The organism is Dorea sp. AM58-8 (assembly GCF_003464045.1).
GTDB classification, from domain to species: domain Bacteria; phylum Bacillota; class Clostridia; order Lachnospirales; family Lachnospiraceae; genus Claveliimonas; species Claveliimonas ammoniilytica.
The window spans coordinates 1-17,686 of record NZ_QSDM01000032.1; the positions used below are offsets into that span (position 1 = coordinate 1).

Here is a 17,686-nt window from a genome sequence, read left to right on the forward strand (position 1 = left end):
TAGCATTATAACAAATGTTATTATTAAAAATTCTTTCACTAATTTTTTATTCATAAATACTCCTATCATCTCTACAAATTGATAATTTACTTAATAATATGTGCTGTAATAATTGTATAACTATATGAATTGATAGTGATTTTGACATTTTCAATTTCGCAATACCAATTTTTTCCTTGTTTGTATATATGGCAATTTTCATCCAACACCTTATTTTTGCAATACTCAACAACATCTACTATATCTATTTTTAGATTTCTTTTAATTCTATCAACTCCCAGTTCAGTTGTATGAATTTTGTTAATATTATCGAGTAATACTTTTCTATCTTCCATTCTTCTTTTCCTCAAATTTCGATTGAACAAAATCGCTGCGCGATGGCCTGCCAAGGCTGTGGCGCAGTTTTATTTTTATAAAAAAAGCAGTGGAATTACTTTTCATAATCCGTTATTGTTAAGTTACCACACGAAACAACTGAACTAAGAAAGCTCCACTGCCTATAATAAGAATAACATTTTCCAGTCTCTTCCGCAATCGGAATTATGACGCTAATGCACCTCCGGATAAGTAGATGTAATTATTAACACTACTTATTCTGGAGGTTTTATTATGTATGCAAGATGATACATTCTATAACATGACAGATAACACTGAATACCAGGCCAATCTATTCGCTGCCGATCTTCTGATTGATGATGAGGAGATCGAAGATATGGTTCAGAACGAAGACCTGGATTATTTCGGACTCTGCAGTTCTCTGAATGCAACTCCGGAACTCATGAGCTTTAAACTATACAGCCTAACAAAACGAGGCCAGGCTTATCATATGCCAATGGAGATACAGAGTAATTTCCTGGCAAAATAAATACACAAAGATCCTGTTCTTTATAGCATAGTTTGAACAGGATCTTTTTATAATGCTTTATTTTCTATCTAAAATTTTATTAAACCGACTAAAGAACGTTGAAGTTGTTATTATCGCTGCCAAAATATCACTGATTGGCTCAGCCAAAAATACCGCAAATACTTTATTCTGGATAAAATGCGGCAAGATAAAAATCAACGGAATCAACAGAATCAATTTTCTTAAGCAGGCAAGTAATAAACTAACTTTTGCCTGGCCCAATGCCATGAAACTCTGCTGACAAGCAACTTGGAATCCAAGAGAAAAAATACCTGCCATGTAAATTCTTAACGCCCATGCCGTATACGTGATTAATTCTGTATTATTCGAAAAAATACCTGCAAACATCTTCGGAAATAGAAGCATAATCAACCAGAAGCATCCCGTAAAAATTGTACAAACTGTAAATTGAGTAAAAAATGCTTTTTTTACTCGATTTCTATTTCCTGCACCATAGTTATAGCTCATGATTGGCTGTCCACCCTGACAAATTCCCTGTAATGGTAATGTTGCAAGCTGGCTAACACTGGTAATAATTGTCATAGCCCCTACTGCGAGATCTCCGCCATATCTTGACAAACTGGAAGTAAAACTGATAGACAAAATACTTTCCGTAGATAACATGACAAATGTAGATATACCAAGAGCAAGGCATGGTAAGATGATTTCTTTTTTCAGTTTAAAGTTTTCTTTTTTAAGATGCAGAATCGTCTTCTTTCCTGACAAGAAACGAAGGATCCATATTGCCCCTACAGCCTGACTCAAAACAGTTGCGAGTGCAGCTCCCTTTACTCCAAGATGAAATACGAAGATAAAAATTGGATCAAGAATGATATTGATTACAGCACCAATCACTGTTGTCATCATGCTGATCTTTGCAAATCCCTGTGTCGTAATAAATGGATTCATTCCCATCACGATCAAAACAAAAATACTTCCAAGAATATAAATCCTTGCATAATCCACGCCATAAGGAAGTGTCTTATCGCTAGCACCAAACATCGTCAGTAACTGTGGCGCAAAAGTAAAGAATATCACCGTCAAAGCTGCGGCCATAAGCATGAGAATTGCAAAACAGTTTCCAAGAATCTTTTCAGCTGTCTTATTATCTTTCTTTCCCATAGAAATCGCTGCACGCGGTGCACCTCCGGATCCTGCCAGCATGGCGAAGGCATTGATCAGCATGAGAATTGGCGTAAACAATCCAACACCTGTTAATGCTGCGGCACCGACACCTGGAATATGTCCGATATAAATACGGTCAACAATATTATATAAAAGGTTGATGATTTGAGCCACAACAGCAGGTATTGCAAGCTGGGCCAAAAGACGTGGTATTTTTTCTGTTTCCATAGCTTGTGCGTTTGACTTACTGTTCATATCTGTGTTCTCCTAAATATTATCTAGTCATCTCAATATAATCAAATTGCTTATGCAGTCTCTCCCCTAAGTGTTCTGGTATTCTTGATAATGTACAAAACAACTGATACAACCATCATTATAGCACACAAACCAATTAACAGATCTGACACCATTGGTGTAATGTGGAACCATATAATATGCACAGCCACAGTTCCATATAATAAAAAGGTTACTATTTTTCCATGCCAGTCTGCACCATGCACTTTTCCTGTTTTTCGTATCACAAGGCATCCACTAACCGCCATATAAAGTTCCTTAACTGCCATTATAACGATCAACGGGAGCATATGTGGAAAGCGAGTAAACAAGCAAATCAACATTGCTGCCTGTGTCAGCTTATCGGCAACCGGATCGAGAATCTTTCCTAGAGTGCTAATCATATGAAATCTTCTTGCAATATATCCATCAGCGAGATCCGTAAGACCGGATAGCAATAAGATTTCTCCTGCTAACAAAGGATTTTCCTTTACACAATAACTCCATATAATTACTGGAATCAGACAAAACCGAAAAAAAGAAAGCAAATTGGGTACTGTAATAATTCTATTCAAATTTTCTTTCTGACTTCCTTCACTCTGCATGTACGGTCACATCACTTTCCTTTTGTTTCGACATAAACCAATAAAATACAGCACAAAATGCCAATGCAAATACAACACCAAAAACATTCTGAATCACTCTAAGACTAACTGCTCCTTTTAATCCATAACTTTCCGCAGCAATTGCGAGAGCGCCAAAGGTATTAAATACAGCCTGCCAGCCGTATTGCGCTGAAAATCCTACACCAATTCCACCAAGAATTCCTATATAAGCATAGATGGATGATGGAAGCAGAAAATATAATACGGTGAAGCATATAACACCTACAATATTTCCGACAATCCTTTTACGGACTCTGTATTGCATGTCTTCCACAAACGGCAAAATTGCTGACATAGCCGCAATACCAGCCCACATTGCACGTGGCATATTGCAAAGTTCTGCAATGCAAAGGACAATTGGTACACATATAATCTGGCATAACTGCCATTTTGTTCTCGATGAAGTGATATCAAATTCCTGGATTAGATCTTTCAAATTTCTTTTAAAAGTTCTATTTTTATGATTTCGATAAAATACAAAACAGGTAAGAACTGCGCCTAAAATCATTCCGGCCAGTCGCATCTGATAGCTTGTTCCTGTAACATCATATCCATATAATAGCAGATAGCCAAGAACCAATGTAGATTGGTTAAACATGAATGGATTATGACATCCAAAAAATATCAACACTGCCAGTGCAGCAATATTTAACAGCATTCCCAGTACCGGTGAAAGCTGATTTGCAAAATGCGGACATACGGCCATTATTACAAAAAACATAGCCAAAAGCATCGTAGATTGTCCAGTGTGGATTCCCAAATCCGCATTTCGAAATACCATAAGACATAATAAAACTACCACACCAACAATACTGTTTCATTTCCAAACAGGATGCTGAAAACAGTAACAAATAAAAAACAAAAAACCATTGTAACAGCTATCTTAATCAGATATACCAGTATATGATACATTTTTTCTTTCGTGGTTTCACTCTTTTTCAACAGGTTTTTCGATCCTGCCTGATTTAACTGTAATTCCTGATAAAATGTCATATAAATCCTCCCATCTTCTACTTTTATATTATATTCTCATTTGTCTGTATCGGAAGTTCTACAACAAATCTACATCCGCCATATTCCCGATTTTCTGCTTTAATCGTTCCTCCCGCACTATCTACAATCCGCTTTACAAGTGCAAGACCAAGACCGTTTCCTTCTGCCTTATGAGAACCATCTACCTGATAAAACTTGTCGAATATTCTAGCCTTTACATCCTCCTCGATTCCTGGTCCTTCATCCTCCACAATGAACTTCACAGAATTCTTTTCCTGTTTCAGAAACATCGTAATTGTTCCCTTTGCCGGACTAAACTTGATTGCATTATCTAAAAGATTCATCCAGATATGCATAAGAAGTCCTTCATTTCCAGTATATTTGACTTCCTCCAATTCTACCTGGAAGCCAATTTCTTTTTCTGTCCATTTTGATTCCAAAGAAAGAAATGCCTGACGAATCTGTTCGTCCAGTCGATATTTCGTTTTTTTCATTGGTATATTCTGATTCTCCAATTTAGACAACAACAAAATATTTCCAACCAACCCAGAAAGCCTCTTCGTGTTAAATAAGATTTTTTCTACATATCCCTCTTGCTCCTGCGATAATTCTTCTCCCTGAAGAAGCATTGTATAACCTTCAATGGCATTGATAGGGGTCTTAAACTCATGAGAAACATTAGATACGAAATCCATCTGCAGCACTTCTGTTGCACGAAGCTCTTTTGTCATCACGTTGAAACTTTGATAGGATTCACCAACCTCTGCTATACGACTGTTCGTTTCCAAATGCTGTTCAAAATCTCCTTGAGAAACTTCCTTCATTGCTTTACTGAGTCTGGTAATTGGCTCCAGTAACTTTGCATTAATAAAAGAAGTAATGAGCCCTGCGATCAGTGTATTAAAAATCAAAAGCCAGCCAAGCACAGGTATACTCCCCGGTAGCTTAAAGAAATGATTTAAAAATGCAAATAATAAAGCAGATATCACTGTTGAAAATACGAGAGACAGCCAGATTGCACCAGTCAGACAGGACCGAATCTTCAATCTTTTTTCTTTCTTCTGACTCATTATTTTTTCACCACCTTATATCCAATTCCACGCATGGTTACAATTTCGAAATTTGGATTATCTTTAAAACGCTCCCTAATTCTTCCTATATGCACCTCTATCGTATGTGGGTCTGCCTCTGTCTCATATCCCCAAACTTCATCCATTAACTGCTGTTTTGTAAATGTTCTTCCCGGCGAAGCTGCCAGCTTATATAAAAGCAGAAATTCTTTTTTCGGTAAAACAAGGCTTTCCTTATCCGTTGTAACGGTCATTGCATCATAATCAAACTCTGTTGAACCAATCACAATTTTATGTTCATTCAGGATCTGTGCACGACGGAGCAATGCGCCTACTCTTAAAACCATTTCATTCACATTTACCGGTTTTACCATATAATCATCACTTCCAGAAAGAAATCCCTGGCGCATGTCATCAAAGTTTCCTTTTGCAGTGATCATAAGTACCGGTATCTGGTATCCTGCTGAACGAAGTTCCGACACCAGCTCATAACCATCCATAACCGGCATCATGATATCGGAAATAATCAGATCAATATATTCCTTATCCAATACTTCTAATGCCTGAGCTCCATCCGGTGCACTTTTAACCTGATAACCATTCTTCTCGAGCACTTTCTGAAATAGCTGGCTTAATTCTTTATCATCTTCTACAATTAATATCTGAAACACGTTTTCCTTCCTCCCTGTTATCTATTAAAACAGATATCTTGCCCATCCAAGCAGATGCTGTACCAAAAACACATTTCTCTGACGTTTTTTTGTTAATTCAATCGGTTTTACATGATACGGATCATGATACGTGCCATCTTCTAATGCCTGTCGGGATACTTTTTCATATTCCATCATTCCTTCTTCCAACTGTTTATTGATTTCTTTGCTACGTATTACAAGCATCAGTTCCGTATCCAGATACGTACTTCTCATATCCATGTTAAAGGAACCAATCACAGATAAATCATCATCGATCAGGATGCTTTTTCCATGGTAAGAATAACCGCCTTCATATTCCCAGATGTCAATTCCTGTATTTAAAATCTTATTTCTATTTTTTGCATAATCAGCAGACCCGAATGGATTGCCATTATTTGCAACCGAATTTGTCATGATTGAAAAATTTGGAACATTCTCTGCAATCTCCTCCCATGTATTGTACATCATATCATTACAGATAATATATGGTGTATGAATCTTTACACGATTCTTCGCACTTTTCATCAATTCTCCCAGCTGATACCAGACTACTGGTTCCTTGGAACCTGTGTGAATAGGATTTGATACCAATGCAATCTTTTCTGTCTCAAACGTTTCGTCTGCATAATTCGTATCGAAAATCATTCCCTTGTTTTCATTATAATATTGCTGATATCCTTCCTGCAGTTCTAATACTGCCTTCTTTACAGATTTTCTATTTGCAAGTTTCTTATCATTATGAAAATAGCCACTATCTTCTTGTTCCCATATCGTTTCAAAATAATCTAACAACTGGTTGACTGAATTTTCTTTCCTTGGCTCATCGCAAATAACCAACACATCTCTGTCATAGTTCTTGTGTCCTGGAAAATCGCCCAGGAAATAATTATATGTATTTCTTCCTCCAAGAATATAGTTCTTACCATCTGCAATCAAATATTTATCATGCATTCTTCCCATCATTTTCCATGGTTTCAACGGATTGGCCTTATTGTATAATTTGATTTCAACATTCTCATGGGAAGATAATCCATAAAAATACGGATTACCTTCCATATCAATCCAACTCTCCATTCCATCTACCAGCAAGCGAACATGTACACCTCTGTCTGCCGCATCACGAAGAGCTCCTAAGATCAATTTCCCACTTTCATCGGATTTGAATGCAAACGTAGAAAGAATAATTTCCTCTTTTGCATTCTTAATCAATCGCACTCTTTGTAAAAGAGCTTCCGAATTCTTTTCTATGATCACTGCCCGTTCTGGATTCTCACTGCATTCGTTCCACGACTCATTATGTATTTCTTTTATGGTTTTTTCGGACATTTCTGGCTGTTTTTTATATGCAATGCAGATTCCAAGTAATTCATAACAAGCCATAAACAGAAGAACGGCCAGTATAACAAGAAGAATTTTACATATTTCATGCTTTTTCATTGTATATCACCTGATTCCTTTTTTCCATGCTTATATAATACAATGTCAATCTCAACTCAACCTCAACAAAATTTATTTTTTTCAACTAAACGGAAATTCTGTACAAATCATTCGATATAACAAAACGACCTCTCAAAAACAGTCGACTTTTAAATTAACTGTTCTTTGAGAGATCGTTACATCAGATTCTTATAGCAATCCAGCAAATAATCTCATAAATAATTGTCCTAATCGTAAATACGCACTGCGTCCGGTACAATATTGTTCTGTCACATCACGACATTCACCCATGGTTTTTATCAAATCACTCTTTATATCTAAAACAGACTGACAATCTATCATAAAACATCCATTTTCAAAATGATGGTATAAACTTCGATAATCCAGATTAATTGTTCCACAAGTTGCCATACAGTCATCCACCACACTCATTTTTGCATGGCAGAAACCAGGAGTCCATTCATAAACACGCACACCATGTTTAACCAATCCATGATAAAAAGAACGAGTGATATTATAAATAAATTTTTTGTCTGGGATACCCGGTGTAATAATTCTGACATCCACTCCTCGCTTAGCAGCCAAACATAACGCATGTGTCATTTCGTCTGTTATAATCAGATATGGAGTCATGAACCAACAGTATTTTTCAGCTTTATTTATCATACTGATATAAACTTCTTCTCCAACCTGTTCATTATCCATAGGACTGTCTGCATAAGGCTGAATAAACCCCGTTTGCTGTGCCTTGTAATCATAATGAAAAATATATTTACCAAAATCAGGATCATTCGCATCTTTATCACTAACCGCATTCCACATTTCCAAAAATGTCACTGTGAGTGACTGAACAGCATCTCCTTCTAAACGAATACCTGTATCTTTCCATTGTCCATAAGGATGTGTATAATTAAAATATTCATTTGCGAGGTTGTATCCACCGGTAAATCCAACCTTCCCGTCAATAACCGTTATTTTTCTATGATCACGATTGTTCAAGAACAAATTTAAACCTGGTACAAACGGATTGAATACACGGCAATGAATTCCTACGCACTCCATTTTTTTTACAAAATCAGTATTAATAAATCCTATAGAACCCATATCATCATAAAATATGCGTACTTCCACTCCAACTTTTACTCGTTCTTCCAGAATCTTTTGGATCTTATGCCACGCCTCTGCATCTTCTATAGCATGATACTCCATAAAGATAAACTTCTGTGCCTTTGCGAGATCTTCAAGCTGGGTCTCTAATCCCTTTACTGCTTCATCGAAATACATCACATCCGTATTCTGATAGATTGGATACTGCGAATTTCTTTGTATATAACTTGCAATATTTCCTGCCTTCGGAATCGTTTCGTTTATTCTGTTTAAACACTCCTGATTATCGGAAAGCATTGGTAACAATTTGCTATCAATTTCTGCATATCGCTCACGCATTTTATGTGTGCCGCCATTCAAACCAATCAATAAATATAGGCCTACACCCATAATTGGGAAAATTAAAATTAATATAACCCAAGGCATTTTCATGGAAGATGTCTTATCTGATGCATACAATCCCAAAACTAAAATTCCACTTAAAATCCTTGTAAATAGATTTATAATTTCTGCATATTCATTTAAGCGTGTTACAATAGTAATAATAAAAACTACTTCTAGAAGAATGCAGATTATGGAAAAACACAATCGTTTTACTCCGTTTTTTGTTTTCGCTTTTCCTTCTAAAGTATCTTGTTTCATATATATTCCAACCTTTCTACTCGATCAAATTTCTGCTTAAATTTCGTGGAACATACCAATTTTGTCTTTTATTCTCTGCATTTCATTATCTGCTTCAATGACAACTCTTGCAGAATGAAGTAATTCTTCACTTATCTCTTCATATCCAGCATTTCTTCAATGCCTTTTGTAACATTACAACAAGATGTATATAATGTAATTTCATATTTTCCATCAGCCACCTCGCAACATCCACGTTGCTGATCCACGGATCCGAGAATGTGAAAGAACTGGCTAACACTCTCTTTCTCTGATTCACCTGAAATTGCATGTATCTTTGTAAAAGCAACACGCACAAATCAAGAGGAAGATGAGAGATCTCCCGGAAGACCTATTCCTCCCATACCTCTACTATATGCATCAAGAGCCAAATTTTCGCCAAAAGTGTTCTCTGGCTGTTTTGGGGACAAATGCATATAGTTGTTTAATTGAAACATCTGCTGTGGAAATGGCGGATTATTCGTAAGCACTCCTACCGGGTTATCGTAAATATGCAAACCATGTGACATAGATTCTACCGTAATTGATTCGTTTTCATCAGAAATTATCCAATGTAATTGCGCTAATGGCAATTGCTCACTAAAAGGAGTATTCACAATATTAATTCGATCAAGAAGCTCCCGAGCTTCTGCCAAAGAAGCACACTGGCTCAATATCCAAGGAATGAATTCAAACTGTGCAATATTTTCTACATCTGACTGAACCTCGGAATAAACAGCATTTCCGACAAAATTCAGTCCAGCAATCGCCACTCCTTTTTCATTCATCGCATCATAATACAACGGATAGTTTTCTGCAACATGAGCCATTCCAATCATTGCATAATGCTTTTTTTATCTCCAATATAACGAAAATGAAACGAATAATTACGTGGTATAATTACAATCTGATCACCATAAGAGAATTCATAATCGAGGGTTCTTCCAAAGTAAAAATCTTTTGATTTATAAGTTGCTGCTGTACACATGATTGTTTATCCTCCTAAATATTTTGAAATATGTCAGTAAATTTTTGTCGAACAATAGTATAGCACAATTCTGTTATTTTGTTTCAAATTCACTAATAATCGAATTAAAAAAGAGTTTGAATGCCTTCAAAAGATTACACTCAAATACTTTGTAAAATCATATTATTCCGCCATCAGTCTTTCAAACCTATCCATAGCAAGGATGAACTTGCTTGCTCCCGACCATTCTTGCAACATCTCATCCAAAGTCTTATGCTTCACATATTTCTGCACATATACCCAGCAGGCAACACCACTGGCTTCTGATACAATGTCAGCTATAGTTTTACGCATGACCTCTTCAAATTCAGCAATTTCTTCTTTTTGAACAACATCATACAGTTTTGGTTCTTTATAATCTAATTTCACGCCATTTTCATGTACGTCTTTGATCAGATCCTTAACTTTTTCTCTTGAGTTCTCCAGTATTTTCATGTACTCCCAGATGAATGCTACCACATCGGATGATGTATCTTTTTTGATCGGTGGTAACTGAATAAAATCGTTTTTTTCGCTCATTTTCATATCCTCCTCAAGATAAAATAAAATCAATAATAGATTCTCTTGTCATGTCCAGTACAGTGTCTACAAACACTCCTGCAAACAGGATCAGATACAGAATAACACTCAGCACAAACAGGAATGCAACCTGTAACCAGTCATGATAACAATATGCAGTTGCTATAATCAACAAAGTGAATATAAATCCAAGGATCCCTCTGACAACCGCATAAGTCTGTACTGTCATCTTCACTGCCAGGCCGATCACAAAAAGGATCAGCCATACCGGCAGTAATAATATCTTTCCAGCAAGTTTTAAAATAAACATGTGCACCTCCTATCTTACCAGTCCTGGCATATCATGGTTCACTTCTGCCTGATAATACCCGTTCATCGTAGACGGTGCATTAAACAGAGCTGCCAGTAAATGTTTCTTGATATTCTTCACTTTACTTGTATTCCCTCTCATACAGTGCAGGACATACTCTATATGTGAATAAGTCAGCATCAAAAACTTTTTCTTCACCAGTGAGGCCGGATACCAGTTGCTGGCAATCAATATTTTGTCGTTTTTACACATCACAGTTTCTACGATCAGGTTTACGATTTCATCAACCTGTCGCATATCGTCATGATGGGTTACTTCCAGTGACTCATAATCAACGGTCTCTTTGACCAGATTTTCAAAAGCCTGATATTCCTCAGTAGAATTATCGCCATCGGATCTATCTCATCTGCAGATACGATTTGATTAGATTTATTATAATTCATTTCAGTATCACTAAGATTAGGTAAACAATCGATCAAAATATAATCATATCGGAATCGTATCGTATCGATGTATTCCTTCATGATCATTTCCCTGCTCATTACATTCCCCATCGTCACTTCCAAAGTTGACAATTCAATATTGGCTGGAAGCAGATCCACGTTTTCCTGATGATGCAGAATACCGTCTTTCTCTGATATTTCATCTTCATTAATCACTTTCGTCATGATGGTTGCCAAAGTAACTCCCAGTTCATCCGGCTCTACATATCCAAGACTTGCCGTCAGACTTCCCTGTGGATCTGCATCGATCAATAACACTTTTTTACCTTCTCTTGCCAGTCCAATCCCTAAATTAACGGTTGTGGTGGTCTTTCCGACTCCGCCTTTCTGGTTAGTAATGGATATCACTTTACACATATGTCGTTCCTCCTGTATTCTTTCATCAAAATTCTTCATCACGGAATGCTTCCAGATATTCATCAATAAGGTCCAGATTAACTAGCACAATTCGTTTGACATCGGGCATTTTTCTCCATTGGAACGAGCCTTAACGCTTGTCTGCCATTCGTGACCGCAAGCACCTTTCCACCATACTTTTTTATTTGAACCGAAAGTAATGTCATCAGGTGTAAGCGGTAAGTTCTTCTCCGACCACTCCGAAACAAGCTCCGGATGTACTTCTGTTAAACTGTTGTTCATAGCCTCACCCTCCTTGTGCTTAGAGTATATGAAGTTTTGGCTTTATCTTGTAGTTTGCGAATATCTGTATAAATAGAAAAAGCCCTTTGAGAAAAGGATTTCTCCTCTCTCAAAGGGCAAATTGAAAAGCTTGAATTTGTAATCACATTCCATACATATTGGCATTTTTTACAATTACTTTATCGCCTTTTTCTAATTGTTCCTTGGAAATTCCTCGTAACCCAAGTCCAACATGCTCTGTTTTATATCCACAACCATTTGCTTTTCGTTCTTTTGTATGTACATCGACAGTAGTAATTCTGGTTTCTAAGATATCTCCATTTGCTTTATAAATACACGCATTTTCCCCTTCTCTGCACATCCCTATTAATATGTTTCCTGTGGCAACTGTTCCAACCCCCATAATTGTAAATGCATCATCAATAATCAATTCAAAATCTTCTTTTAAACATGATGGAACATCTAATCTGTTCATATACTCTTTTTCTCGCTCTTTTTTGCTTTTACCAAACAATCCCATAGTATTTCTCCTTTAAAACTTCCGATTGAGATTTCACCTGTTTTAAGAGATTTAATAACTGTTATATTTTGTTATTAAATTCTCTGTAAATCCTTGAAAACACTGGATTTGTCGCAGATGAGCTTTCCCTTATTGCTTCCCTTGTGTTATATCTTCCCATATAAGTTTACGAACTCTGATAAGGGAAAATACAAGGGCAAGAAAAATCTATAAAACAGTATAACACAAAATAAAACTGACATGGTGAACTGATTGAAATGCTTCTGATTTTTGTAACTGATGATTGATTGATCGATAAGGAGATAAGATACGATGAGAACAATATTTGCAGAATACAATCCACAGTGTAACAGTATTGATGTTTATACCAGTGCAGGCTATATGCTTCGCATTGACTGTTGGGAAGCAGAAAAGAATTTAAGAACCACACCCGGATCAGATTGTGCTTTAACATCGCTTGTGTGTTACCTCTTGGTGTCAGGCACTATTAAGTTTTTTACTCGCACCTTTTTCAAGGTTACTTTATCCACTCGCTTAGCACCCTGTATTACTACAACGCACCGAGTTTAACTACACGGCTCACCGGCGATTACCGTGACCGGACTTACCCCGGCAAGTGTAGTCCAGCTTTGCTGGACACACGTAAAAGAAAAGAGGTGTCGCAAATTGCTAACACCTCAAAATTCCTTTGCTTGCACTAAAATTATGAACTCCAATGGTTTGCTATTTTCTCTATTCTTATCTTTTCTTATACAATACAAGTTCCGGATTTTTACCATCTTCTTCATAAGTACAAATAAGAATAAAATCCATATCTGCAACAACGCCGAAACATCTATCGCCGCCGTATTCACATTCAAGCTGATTGCCCAGATATGTCTTTGCCTCATTCAAAAACTTAGCCGCTTGCCCATTCGGAAGCCGGTACTCAAGATTCACATACTTTCCCACAAGGGCATTCAGTTTTTCCACCTTTGGCATTCCGTCAACATTCAATTCGTTAATTTCATTGATTAACTTTTTCTTGAATTCTTCAAACTGACCGTTATCACTAAGCTCATCATATTTCTTCCAGTAATCCAAAGTAGGAAGCAGCTCTTTCATATAAGAACGGGCTTGTTCCTCCGTGAAATTTCCGCTTACCATATTCTTAACACAAACTTCAATCAAATCGTCCATATCATTGTAAGTATATGTTCCATCGGCATAACACCACTTACAATAGTCCTCGTTGAAAGAACCATCGTGATTGTGTCCAATAATATCATCATCTTCAAGCGGCATTCCGCAGCATTGACAAATAAGCTTTCTCGGTGAGCCTAAAAGTGTATTTATGGAAACATCGAATACTTTTGACAGCAATTTCAATGTTTCCGTATTCGGAACTGTTTCTCCGTTTTCCCAACGTGAAACTGCCTGACGACTTACAAAAACTTTTTCTGCAAGCTCATCCTGCGACATTCCCTTTTGAGTACGAAGTTCAAGTATAACCTGTTTTGTATCCATTATGCAGTACCTCCCTTACACCTTTATTATAGTCTCACGCATTATCTCAAACAAGCAACTCGCAGTTGCTGTGATTTTTCGATTTAAAAAAAGCTCCGAGGGAATGAACTTCTCACTATTAATAACTATCCTGAATTATTCACGGAACAGTATCTGAAGTAATAACTGTGCCATGAATCTAAAAATTGGTCCATGTAGCCATAACATCACTCAATTAACCCGTCAAAAGGTATAAAATCCCTGTGGCGGAGTTCAGAGGGCAATTGTTAAGCTATCAAGGTTCGTTAATAGTTGCTATTCCAGCTGTGCACATACCTCTTGGTGTTAGGCACTATTAAGTTTCTATGGTAGAAGATGTTGAGGTTATCCGGACAATTGTGGATGAAATTCAAACGAAAAAATAAGATGATGAAAAATCTATGGAAACCACATTTGTGTGGCACCATTAAGTTCCTACTAATTATTTTAACACACAGTGGATATCAGGCACAAATAGAAAGCTCGTTGTATTTCTTCCTGCCACGCTCATCAAGAAAGAACGCCCAAAACCGTTTCCCGCTGTATAGTTTCGGGGCGATTTTAGGCGTTTTCTTTCGATATGAGTGGCTTTGTTTTGACGGCGGTATCCTTTACCGTCCGTCATTCAAAAACCACTGTTTGTCGCTTCCGGGTAACAAAAAAGCGCCGTATTGCTACGACGCTTTTGTCTTGCCCGGAAGATGGAGCAAGGGAACGCTATTCAATTATCTGTTGTGCTTTTTCTTTCTGCTTACAGCTGTTGTTCCAATAACTGCACCGCCACTGACGAACAGCAGGGCAAACCACAAAGCAAGATTACTTGTGTCGCCGGTCCGTGGACCTTTATCGGATGCTCCTGCTTTGGTACTGGCTGGCTTTTTCTCAAGAGCTGCAATGGCATCTTCGATATCCTTTGCCATCTTATCCACTTCGGATTGCTCAGTAATGTTCTTGCCGCGCACGACAGCCTTGACAGCGGCTTCCACACCAGAGAAATCCTTGTAGTCATTCTTGTTCAGGGCATTTGCTTTGGCAATGGCTGCATCAACCTTAGTGTAGTCAGCACCCTTGTATTGCAGGGCAGCAATGGCATCTTCAATAGCCTTCGCCATTGCGTCAACTTCGCTCTGTTCAGTGATGTTCTTGTCACGGACAACAGCTTTGACGGCAGCTTCCACGGCGGTGAAGTCCTTGTAGTTGTCCTTGTTCAGGGCATTTGCCTTGGCAATGGCTTCGTCGACCTTAGTGTAGTCAGCAGGTAAATAAGTCATTGCAACCGTCTGCGTATGCGTTGCCGCATCGGCAGTGATCGTTATATTGCCGGTGTATGCTTTGCAGTTATCGGCTGTTACTTCAACAGGGTAAGTTCCTGCTTCCAAACTGACAGAGCCGGTAACCTCCTGACCATTCACTTTAACAACAACATTGGTCAGACCGTCTGGCGTTACAACGAAAGAAACCGGATAGACAGCCTTTGTGATAAAATGAACATTTTTATAAAGTGCAAAGTACTGAGTACCGCTGGAAAGCAGGTCAATTTCTGTTCCTTCCGAGTCTACAGCTTTTGCATAGTTCAGGTGATAGCCATCGGCAATCACAGGCACACATTCATCGAAAATTGCAGGGATATTATTCTCATTCGTATTCTTTGCATCAATCTCTGCTTCTTCTACGGTAAAAGTACCGTTACCGCCCATCGGGAATTTACCGTCAGTGGTTACTTTGGCTCCTCCTTTGATCAGAATATTGCCTTTTGCCCATATTGCACCGTCCGCAGTAGAGGTACAGTTTACCTCGCCTCCGTTAACCGTCAGATCGCCTGCAGCATACAGACCGGGATAATAACTTGTTGCTTTAACTTTAGATGCAGCAAGTTCAATATCGCCGCCGTTTCCTTCGTTATCTTTCCTGATAAATGCTCCGTTGCGTCCGTCCTGAGTCGCCTTAAGCGTAACATCGGCGCCGTTTACAATCTTCAGCCTATTGGCATCGATTCCGGCATACAAGCCGGTGGAATCCACTTTTGCCCCGTCAATTTCGACCGATCTTCCGGCTATGCCCAATCCGCCTTCAGAGTTTATTATGACCCTTGCTTTATCGGAAATCTTGACGTCAGCCCCTGTGCTAATTCCATCGTAGTTTTCCCCGATAACGTTGATCACCAGTGTTCCGTCGCCGGTAATCTCGACAGAATTGCTGTAATTGAGGTATATTCCCACTCCTCCGTAGGGATCGGTTCGGGTAATGCTATTTGTCCCGGTCAACCGTATCTTCAACGTACTGGGGATATTCGTTTTAATGCCGTAGCCTGACTTAGTGTCTTTGTCAAGGGTGGCATTGTTCAAGGACAAGGTGTGAGTGGTCGGGTCATAGCTTACTGTTCCACTGCAAAGATTATCCTTATTCTCAGACGTGACCTGTACGCCGTCTACCCAGATGTCGTAGACCGTGGGATCCGCTGCCAGTGCTGTGACAGGCAGGAGTCCAACTACCATTACAATGCTGAGTAGGATTGCAAATAGTTTTTTCTTCATAACAGTTCCTCCATTTTTTTAATTGTCCGCTATTTACTTTCTCCGACAGCGGACACGCCGGAGAAGACAGAAGGTTTAACCGGAAAAGATTGATTTGCCGGTCGTGGTTAGGACTTCAATATCAAACCACCATCCTTCCGACAAACGCAAAAAGCCGAAGCCAAGGCATAATGCGCCCTGTCTCCGGCAACTGGTTCGTTATAAATTGTATGAAATAAGACTTGACACGCTGAAAAAACAGCGCTATGCTCCTGCTGAGCCGAGCCGGCAATAATTGTCGCATTTCCGTTTTCCATAGTCAAGTCCTCCTTCCATAATTTCTAAGACAAAAAGGATACAAATCCCCCTACCCCATAAATATACAGAAGTATTATAGCAGATTTTTTCAGAAATCTCAAGTAGTTTTCAGAATATTACTCTCATCTTTTTCTCAAAGCATTGCCTTCTTCCATTATTCACGGAACTTTATAACTTCTTGAATACTACCCGCAAAGGAAAAGCCGCCGTCTGTTGACAACGACTTTTCTTACTTAGTATTAACAGTATATAAGCTCACTCGAAACGATTTCCATAGCAGCGCTACGGATGTTGTTCATCCTCTGCACCCACAGCATTTAATTTCCGCTTTGAGGGCTTCCGTTACGCCCTCTTTTTTCGAAAAGCTGCTTTACCAGCCGAGAAAACATTGCTTCTGCCTGCTCGTTGAGGTCTGCAAGGTAAGCCTTGCCAAGCAAAATGCTTATGGGAAGTCACTAAGGAACAGACTGCTTATCTGTATCATAGGATTCTAACCTCTGCCGGGTACTCCGCCAGCTCCGTAGAGAAGTATCATTATCATTCTGACTGTCATCGCCATATCGGGGGCAACCTGATACTCATAGCCGGAGTTCTCGCTATTCTGAAATACAGAAATCACGGCGTACCTGCTAAAGTGGCTATCATCAGAAATAAAGTCTTAGTGAATGACTTATTCAATTTTCAAGTGAAAAGGCTTCCGGTTTTGCTATCCGGAATGAACCCCTTCACTCATTTGGACAAAGGTGTATGAAATGCACACCCAAAATCGCTACTTTTGAATCAGCACCACCAGCTTAGCTGGTGGTTTGCTCTGTCCCTGTAAGGGACTATTACCGGCTTGGACCTCAAAGGTCCTACGAAAATAAGGTCCCCAACCGCACCTCATT

General features: G+C 38.5%; 18 protein-coding genes and 4 pseudogenes. 2 read left to right on the top strand and 20 right to left on the bottom strand.

Annotated features, from left to right (window positions below; translation table 11 throughout):
- Positions 1–86: 86 nt before the first annotated feature.
- Entirely contained in the window at positions 87–335 is a 249-nt protein-coding gene (locus DXA18_RS14465; RefSeq protein WP_118384496.1) for a DUF3781 domain-containing protein, read from the bottom strand.
- Positions 336–595: 260 nt separating this feature from the next.
- On the opposite strand from DXA18_RS14465, the gene DXA18_RS14470 reads away from it, so the two are divergent.
- Entirely contained in the window at positions 596–865 is a 270-nt protein-coding gene (locus DXA18_RS14470; protein WP_330421793.1) for an ImmA/IrrE family metallo-endopeptidase, read from the top strand.
- A 57-nt stretch (positions 866–922) separates the two neighbouring features.
- Here DXA18_RS14470 and DXA18_RS14475 read toward each other — a convergent pair whose 3' ends face one another.
- The 15 genes and pseudogenes from DXA18_RS14475 to DXA18_RS14535 form a co-directional block, all read right to left on the bottom strand.
- Positions 923–2,284, bottom strand: coding sequence for an MATE family efflux transporter (locus tag DXA18_RS14475; protein WP_118384497.1), 1,362 nt, complete (start codon positions 2,282–2,284; stop codon positions 923–925).
- Between the two features lie 50 nt (positions 2,285–2,334).
- Entirely contained in the window at positions 2,335–2,907 is a 573-nt protein-coding gene (locus DXA18_RS14480) for a CDP-alcohol phosphatidyltransferase family protein (protein ID WP_118384498.1), read from the bottom strand.
- Positions 2,897–3,960: pseudogene (locus tag DXA18_RS14485) on the bottom strand (FUSC family protein). Before DXA18_RS14485 ends, DXA18_RS14480 begins: the two are co-directional and overlap by 11 nt.
- 23 nt (positions 3,961–3,983) lie before the next feature.
- Complete coding sequence (locus tag DXA18_RS14490) at positions 3,984–5,030, bottom strand: HAMP domain-containing sensor histidine kinase (RefSeq protein WP_118384499.1); 1,047 nt, start codon at positions 5,028–5,030, stop codon at positions 3,984–3,986.
- Positions 5,030–5,701, bottom strand: a complete 672-nt coding sequence (locus DXA18_RS14495) for a response regulator transcription factor (RefSeq protein ID WP_117602944.1) — start codon at positions 5,699–5,701, stop codon at positions 5,030–5,032. The genes DXA18_RS14490 and DXA18_RS14495 overlap by 1 nt, the downstream gene beginning before the upstream one ends.
- A 24-nt stretch (positions 5,702–5,725) precedes the next feature.
- Complete coding sequence (locus tag DXA18_RS14500) at positions 5,726–7,159, bottom strand: phospholipase D family protein (protein ID WP_118384500.1); 1,434 nt, start codon at positions 7,157–7,159, stop codon at positions 5,726–5,728.
- A gap of 189 nt (positions 7,160–7,348) precedes the next feature.
- Positions 7,349–8,908 (bottom strand): cardiolipin synthase, encoded by a 1,560-nt coding sequence (cls, locus tag DXA18_RS14505; protein WP_118384501.1) that lies wholly within the window; start codon positions 8,906–8,908, stop codon positions 7,349–7,351.
- A 36-nt stretch (positions 8,909–8,944) separates the two neighbouring features.
- Positions 8,945–9,075 (bottom strand): annotated as a pseudogene (locus DXA18_RS17735) (GTP pyrophosphokinase); the annotation flags it as partial.
- Positions 9,067–9,914: pseudogene (gene bsh / locus DXA18_RS14510) on the bottom strand (choloylglycine hydrolase); the annotation flags it as partial. The pseudogenes DXA18_RS17735 and bsh, both read right to left, overlap by 9 nt.
- Positions 9,915–10,076: 162 nt before the next feature.
- Positions 10,077–10,478: a hypothetical protein gene (locus tag DXA18_RS14515; protein WP_118384507.1), complete on the bottom strand. Its 402-nt coding sequence runs from the start codon at positions 10,476–10,478 to the stop codon at positions 10,077–10,079.
- Positions 10,479–10,485: 7 nt separating this feature from the next.
- The gene (locus tag DXA18_RS14520) at positions 10,486–10,782 is read right to left on the bottom strand and encodes a hypothetical protein (protein ID WP_118384502.1); all 297 of its coding nucleotides are present in this window, start codon (positions 10,780–10,782) and stop codon (positions 10,486–10,488) included.
- 9 nt (positions 10,783–10,791) lie between these two features.
- On the bottom strand, positions 10,792–11,133 hold the full coding sequence (locus tag DXA18_RS15855; RefSeq protein ID WP_330424624.1) for a DUF6017 domain-containing protein: 342 nt from the start codon (positions 11,131–11,133) through the stop codon (positions 10,792–10,794).
- A complete protein-coding gene (locus tag DXA18_RS15860; protein ID WP_243007150.1) occupies positions 11,094–11,642 on the bottom strand; it encodes a ParA family protein in 549 nt (182 codons plus the stop codon). The genes DXA18_RS15855 and DXA18_RS15860 overlap by 40 nt, the downstream gene beginning before the upstream one ends.
- An 81-nt stretch (positions 11,643–11,723) precedes the next feature.
- Positions 11,724–11,924 (bottom strand): zinc-ribbon domain-containing protein, encoded by a 201-nt coding sequence (locus DXA18_RS14530; protein WP_243007151.1) that lies wholly within the window; start codon positions 11,922–11,924, stop codon positions 11,724–11,726.
- Positions 11,925–12,066: 142 nt separating this feature from the next.
- The gene (locus DXA18_RS14535; RefSeq protein WP_118384503.1) at positions 12,067–12,444 is read right to left on the bottom strand and encodes a hypothetical protein; all 378 of its coding nucleotides are present in this window, start codon (positions 12,442–12,444) and stop codon (positions 12,067–12,069) included.
- A 312-nt stretch (positions 12,445–12,756) separates the two neighbouring features.
- Here DXA18_RS14535 and DXA18_RS17740 point away from each other — a divergent pair.
- Positions 12,757–12,903: pseudogene (locus DXA18_RS17740) on the top strand (DUF6061 family protein); the annotation flags it as partial.
- A 279-nt stretch (positions 12,904–13,182) separates the two neighbouring features.
- Here DXA18_RS17740 and DXA18_RS14545 read toward each other — a convergent pair.
- From DXA18_RS14545 to DXA18_RS17745, 4 genes are all read right to left on the bottom strand, one after another.
- Positions 13,183–13,950: a zinc ribbon domain-containing protein gene (locus DXA18_RS14545; protein WP_118384504.1), complete on the bottom strand. Its 768-nt coding sequence runs from the start codon at positions 13,948–13,950 to the stop codon at positions 13,183–13,185.
- Positions 13,951–14,693: 743 nt separating this feature from the next.
- A complete protein-coding gene (locus tag DXA18_RS14550; RefSeq protein ID WP_118384505.1) occupies positions 14,694–16,502 on the bottom strand; it encodes a hypothetical protein in 1,809 nt (602 codons plus the stop codon).
- 107 nt (positions 16,503–16,609) lie between these two features.
- On the bottom strand, positions 16,610–16,798 hold the full coding sequence (locus DXA18_RS14555; protein WP_118384506.1) for a hypothetical protein: 189 nt from the start codon (positions 16,796–16,798) through the stop codon (positions 16,610–16,612).
- 240 nt (positions 16,799–17,038) lie between these two features.
- Positions 17,039–17,116, bottom strand: a complete 78-nt coding sequence (locus tag DXA18_RS17745; protein WP_317258981.1) for a TnpV protein — start codon at positions 17,114–17,116, stop codon at positions 17,039–17,041.
- Positions 17,117–17,686: the final 570 nt, after the last annotated feature.

Excerpts from the sequence above, each read along its gene's own strand:
- DXA18_RS14465 (WP_118384496.1), bottom strand. The coding sequence starts at position 335 with ATGGAAGATAGAAAAGTATTACTCGATAATATTAACAAAATTCATACA.
- DXA18_RS14475 (WP_118384497.1), bottom strand. The coding sequence starts at position 2,284 with ATGAACAGTAAGTCAAACGCACAAGCTATGGAAACAGAAAAAATACCA.
- DXA18_RS14480 (WP_118384498.1), bottom strand. The coding sequence starts at position 2,907 with ATGCAGAGTGAAGGAAGTCAGAAAGAAAATTTGAATAGAATTATTACA.
- DXA18_RS14490 (WP_118384499.1), bottom strand. The coding sequence starts at position 5,030 with ATGAGTCAGAAGAAAGAAAAAAGATTGAAGATTCGGTCCTGTCTGACT.
- DXA18_RS14500 (WP_118384500.1), bottom strand. The coding sequence starts at position 7,159 with ATGAAAAAGCATGAAATATGTAAAATTCTTCTTGTTATACTGGCCGTT.
- cls (WP_118384501.1), bottom strand. The coding sequence starts at position 8,908 with ATGAAACAAGATACTTTAGAAGGAAAAGCGAAAACAAAAAACGGAGTA.
- DXA18_RS14515 (WP_118384507.1), bottom strand. The coding sequence starts at position 10,478 with ATGAAAATGAGCGAAAAAAACGATTTTATTCAGTTACCACCGATCAAA.
- DXA18_RS14520 (WP_118384502.1), bottom strand. The coding sequence starts at position 10,782 with ATGTTTATTTTAAAACTTGCTGGAAAGATATTATTACTGCCGGTATGG.
- DXA18_RS15860 (WP_243007150.1), bottom strand. The coding sequence starts at position 11,642 with ATGTGTAAAGTGATATCCATTACTAACCAGAAAGGCGGAGTCGGAAAG.
- DXA18_RS14530 (WP_243007151.1), bottom strand. The coding sequence starts at position 11,924 with ATGAACAACAGTTTAACAGAAGTACATCCGGAGCTTGTTTCGGAGTGG.
- DXA18_RS14535 (WP_118384503.1), bottom strand. The coding sequence starts at position 12,444 with ATGGGATTGTTTGGTAAAAGCAAAAAAGAGCGAGAAAAAGAGTATATG.
- DXA18_RS14545 (WP_118384504.1), bottom strand. The coding sequence starts at position 13,950 with ATGGATACAAAACAGGTTATACTTGAACTTCGTACTCAAAAGGGAATG.
- DXA18_RS14550 (WP_118384505.1), bottom strand. The coding sequence starts at position 16,502 with ATGAAGAAAAAACTATTTGCAATCCTACTCAGCATTGTAATGGTAGTT.
- DXA18_RS14555 (WP_118384506.1), bottom strand. The coding sequence starts at position 16,798 with ATGGAAAACGGAAATGCGACAATTATTGCCGGCTCGGCTCAGCAGGAG.
- DXA18_RS17745 (WP_317258981.1), bottom strand. The coding sequence starts at position 17,116 with ATGCTGTGGGTGCAGAGGATGAACAACATCCGTAGCGCTGCTATGGAA.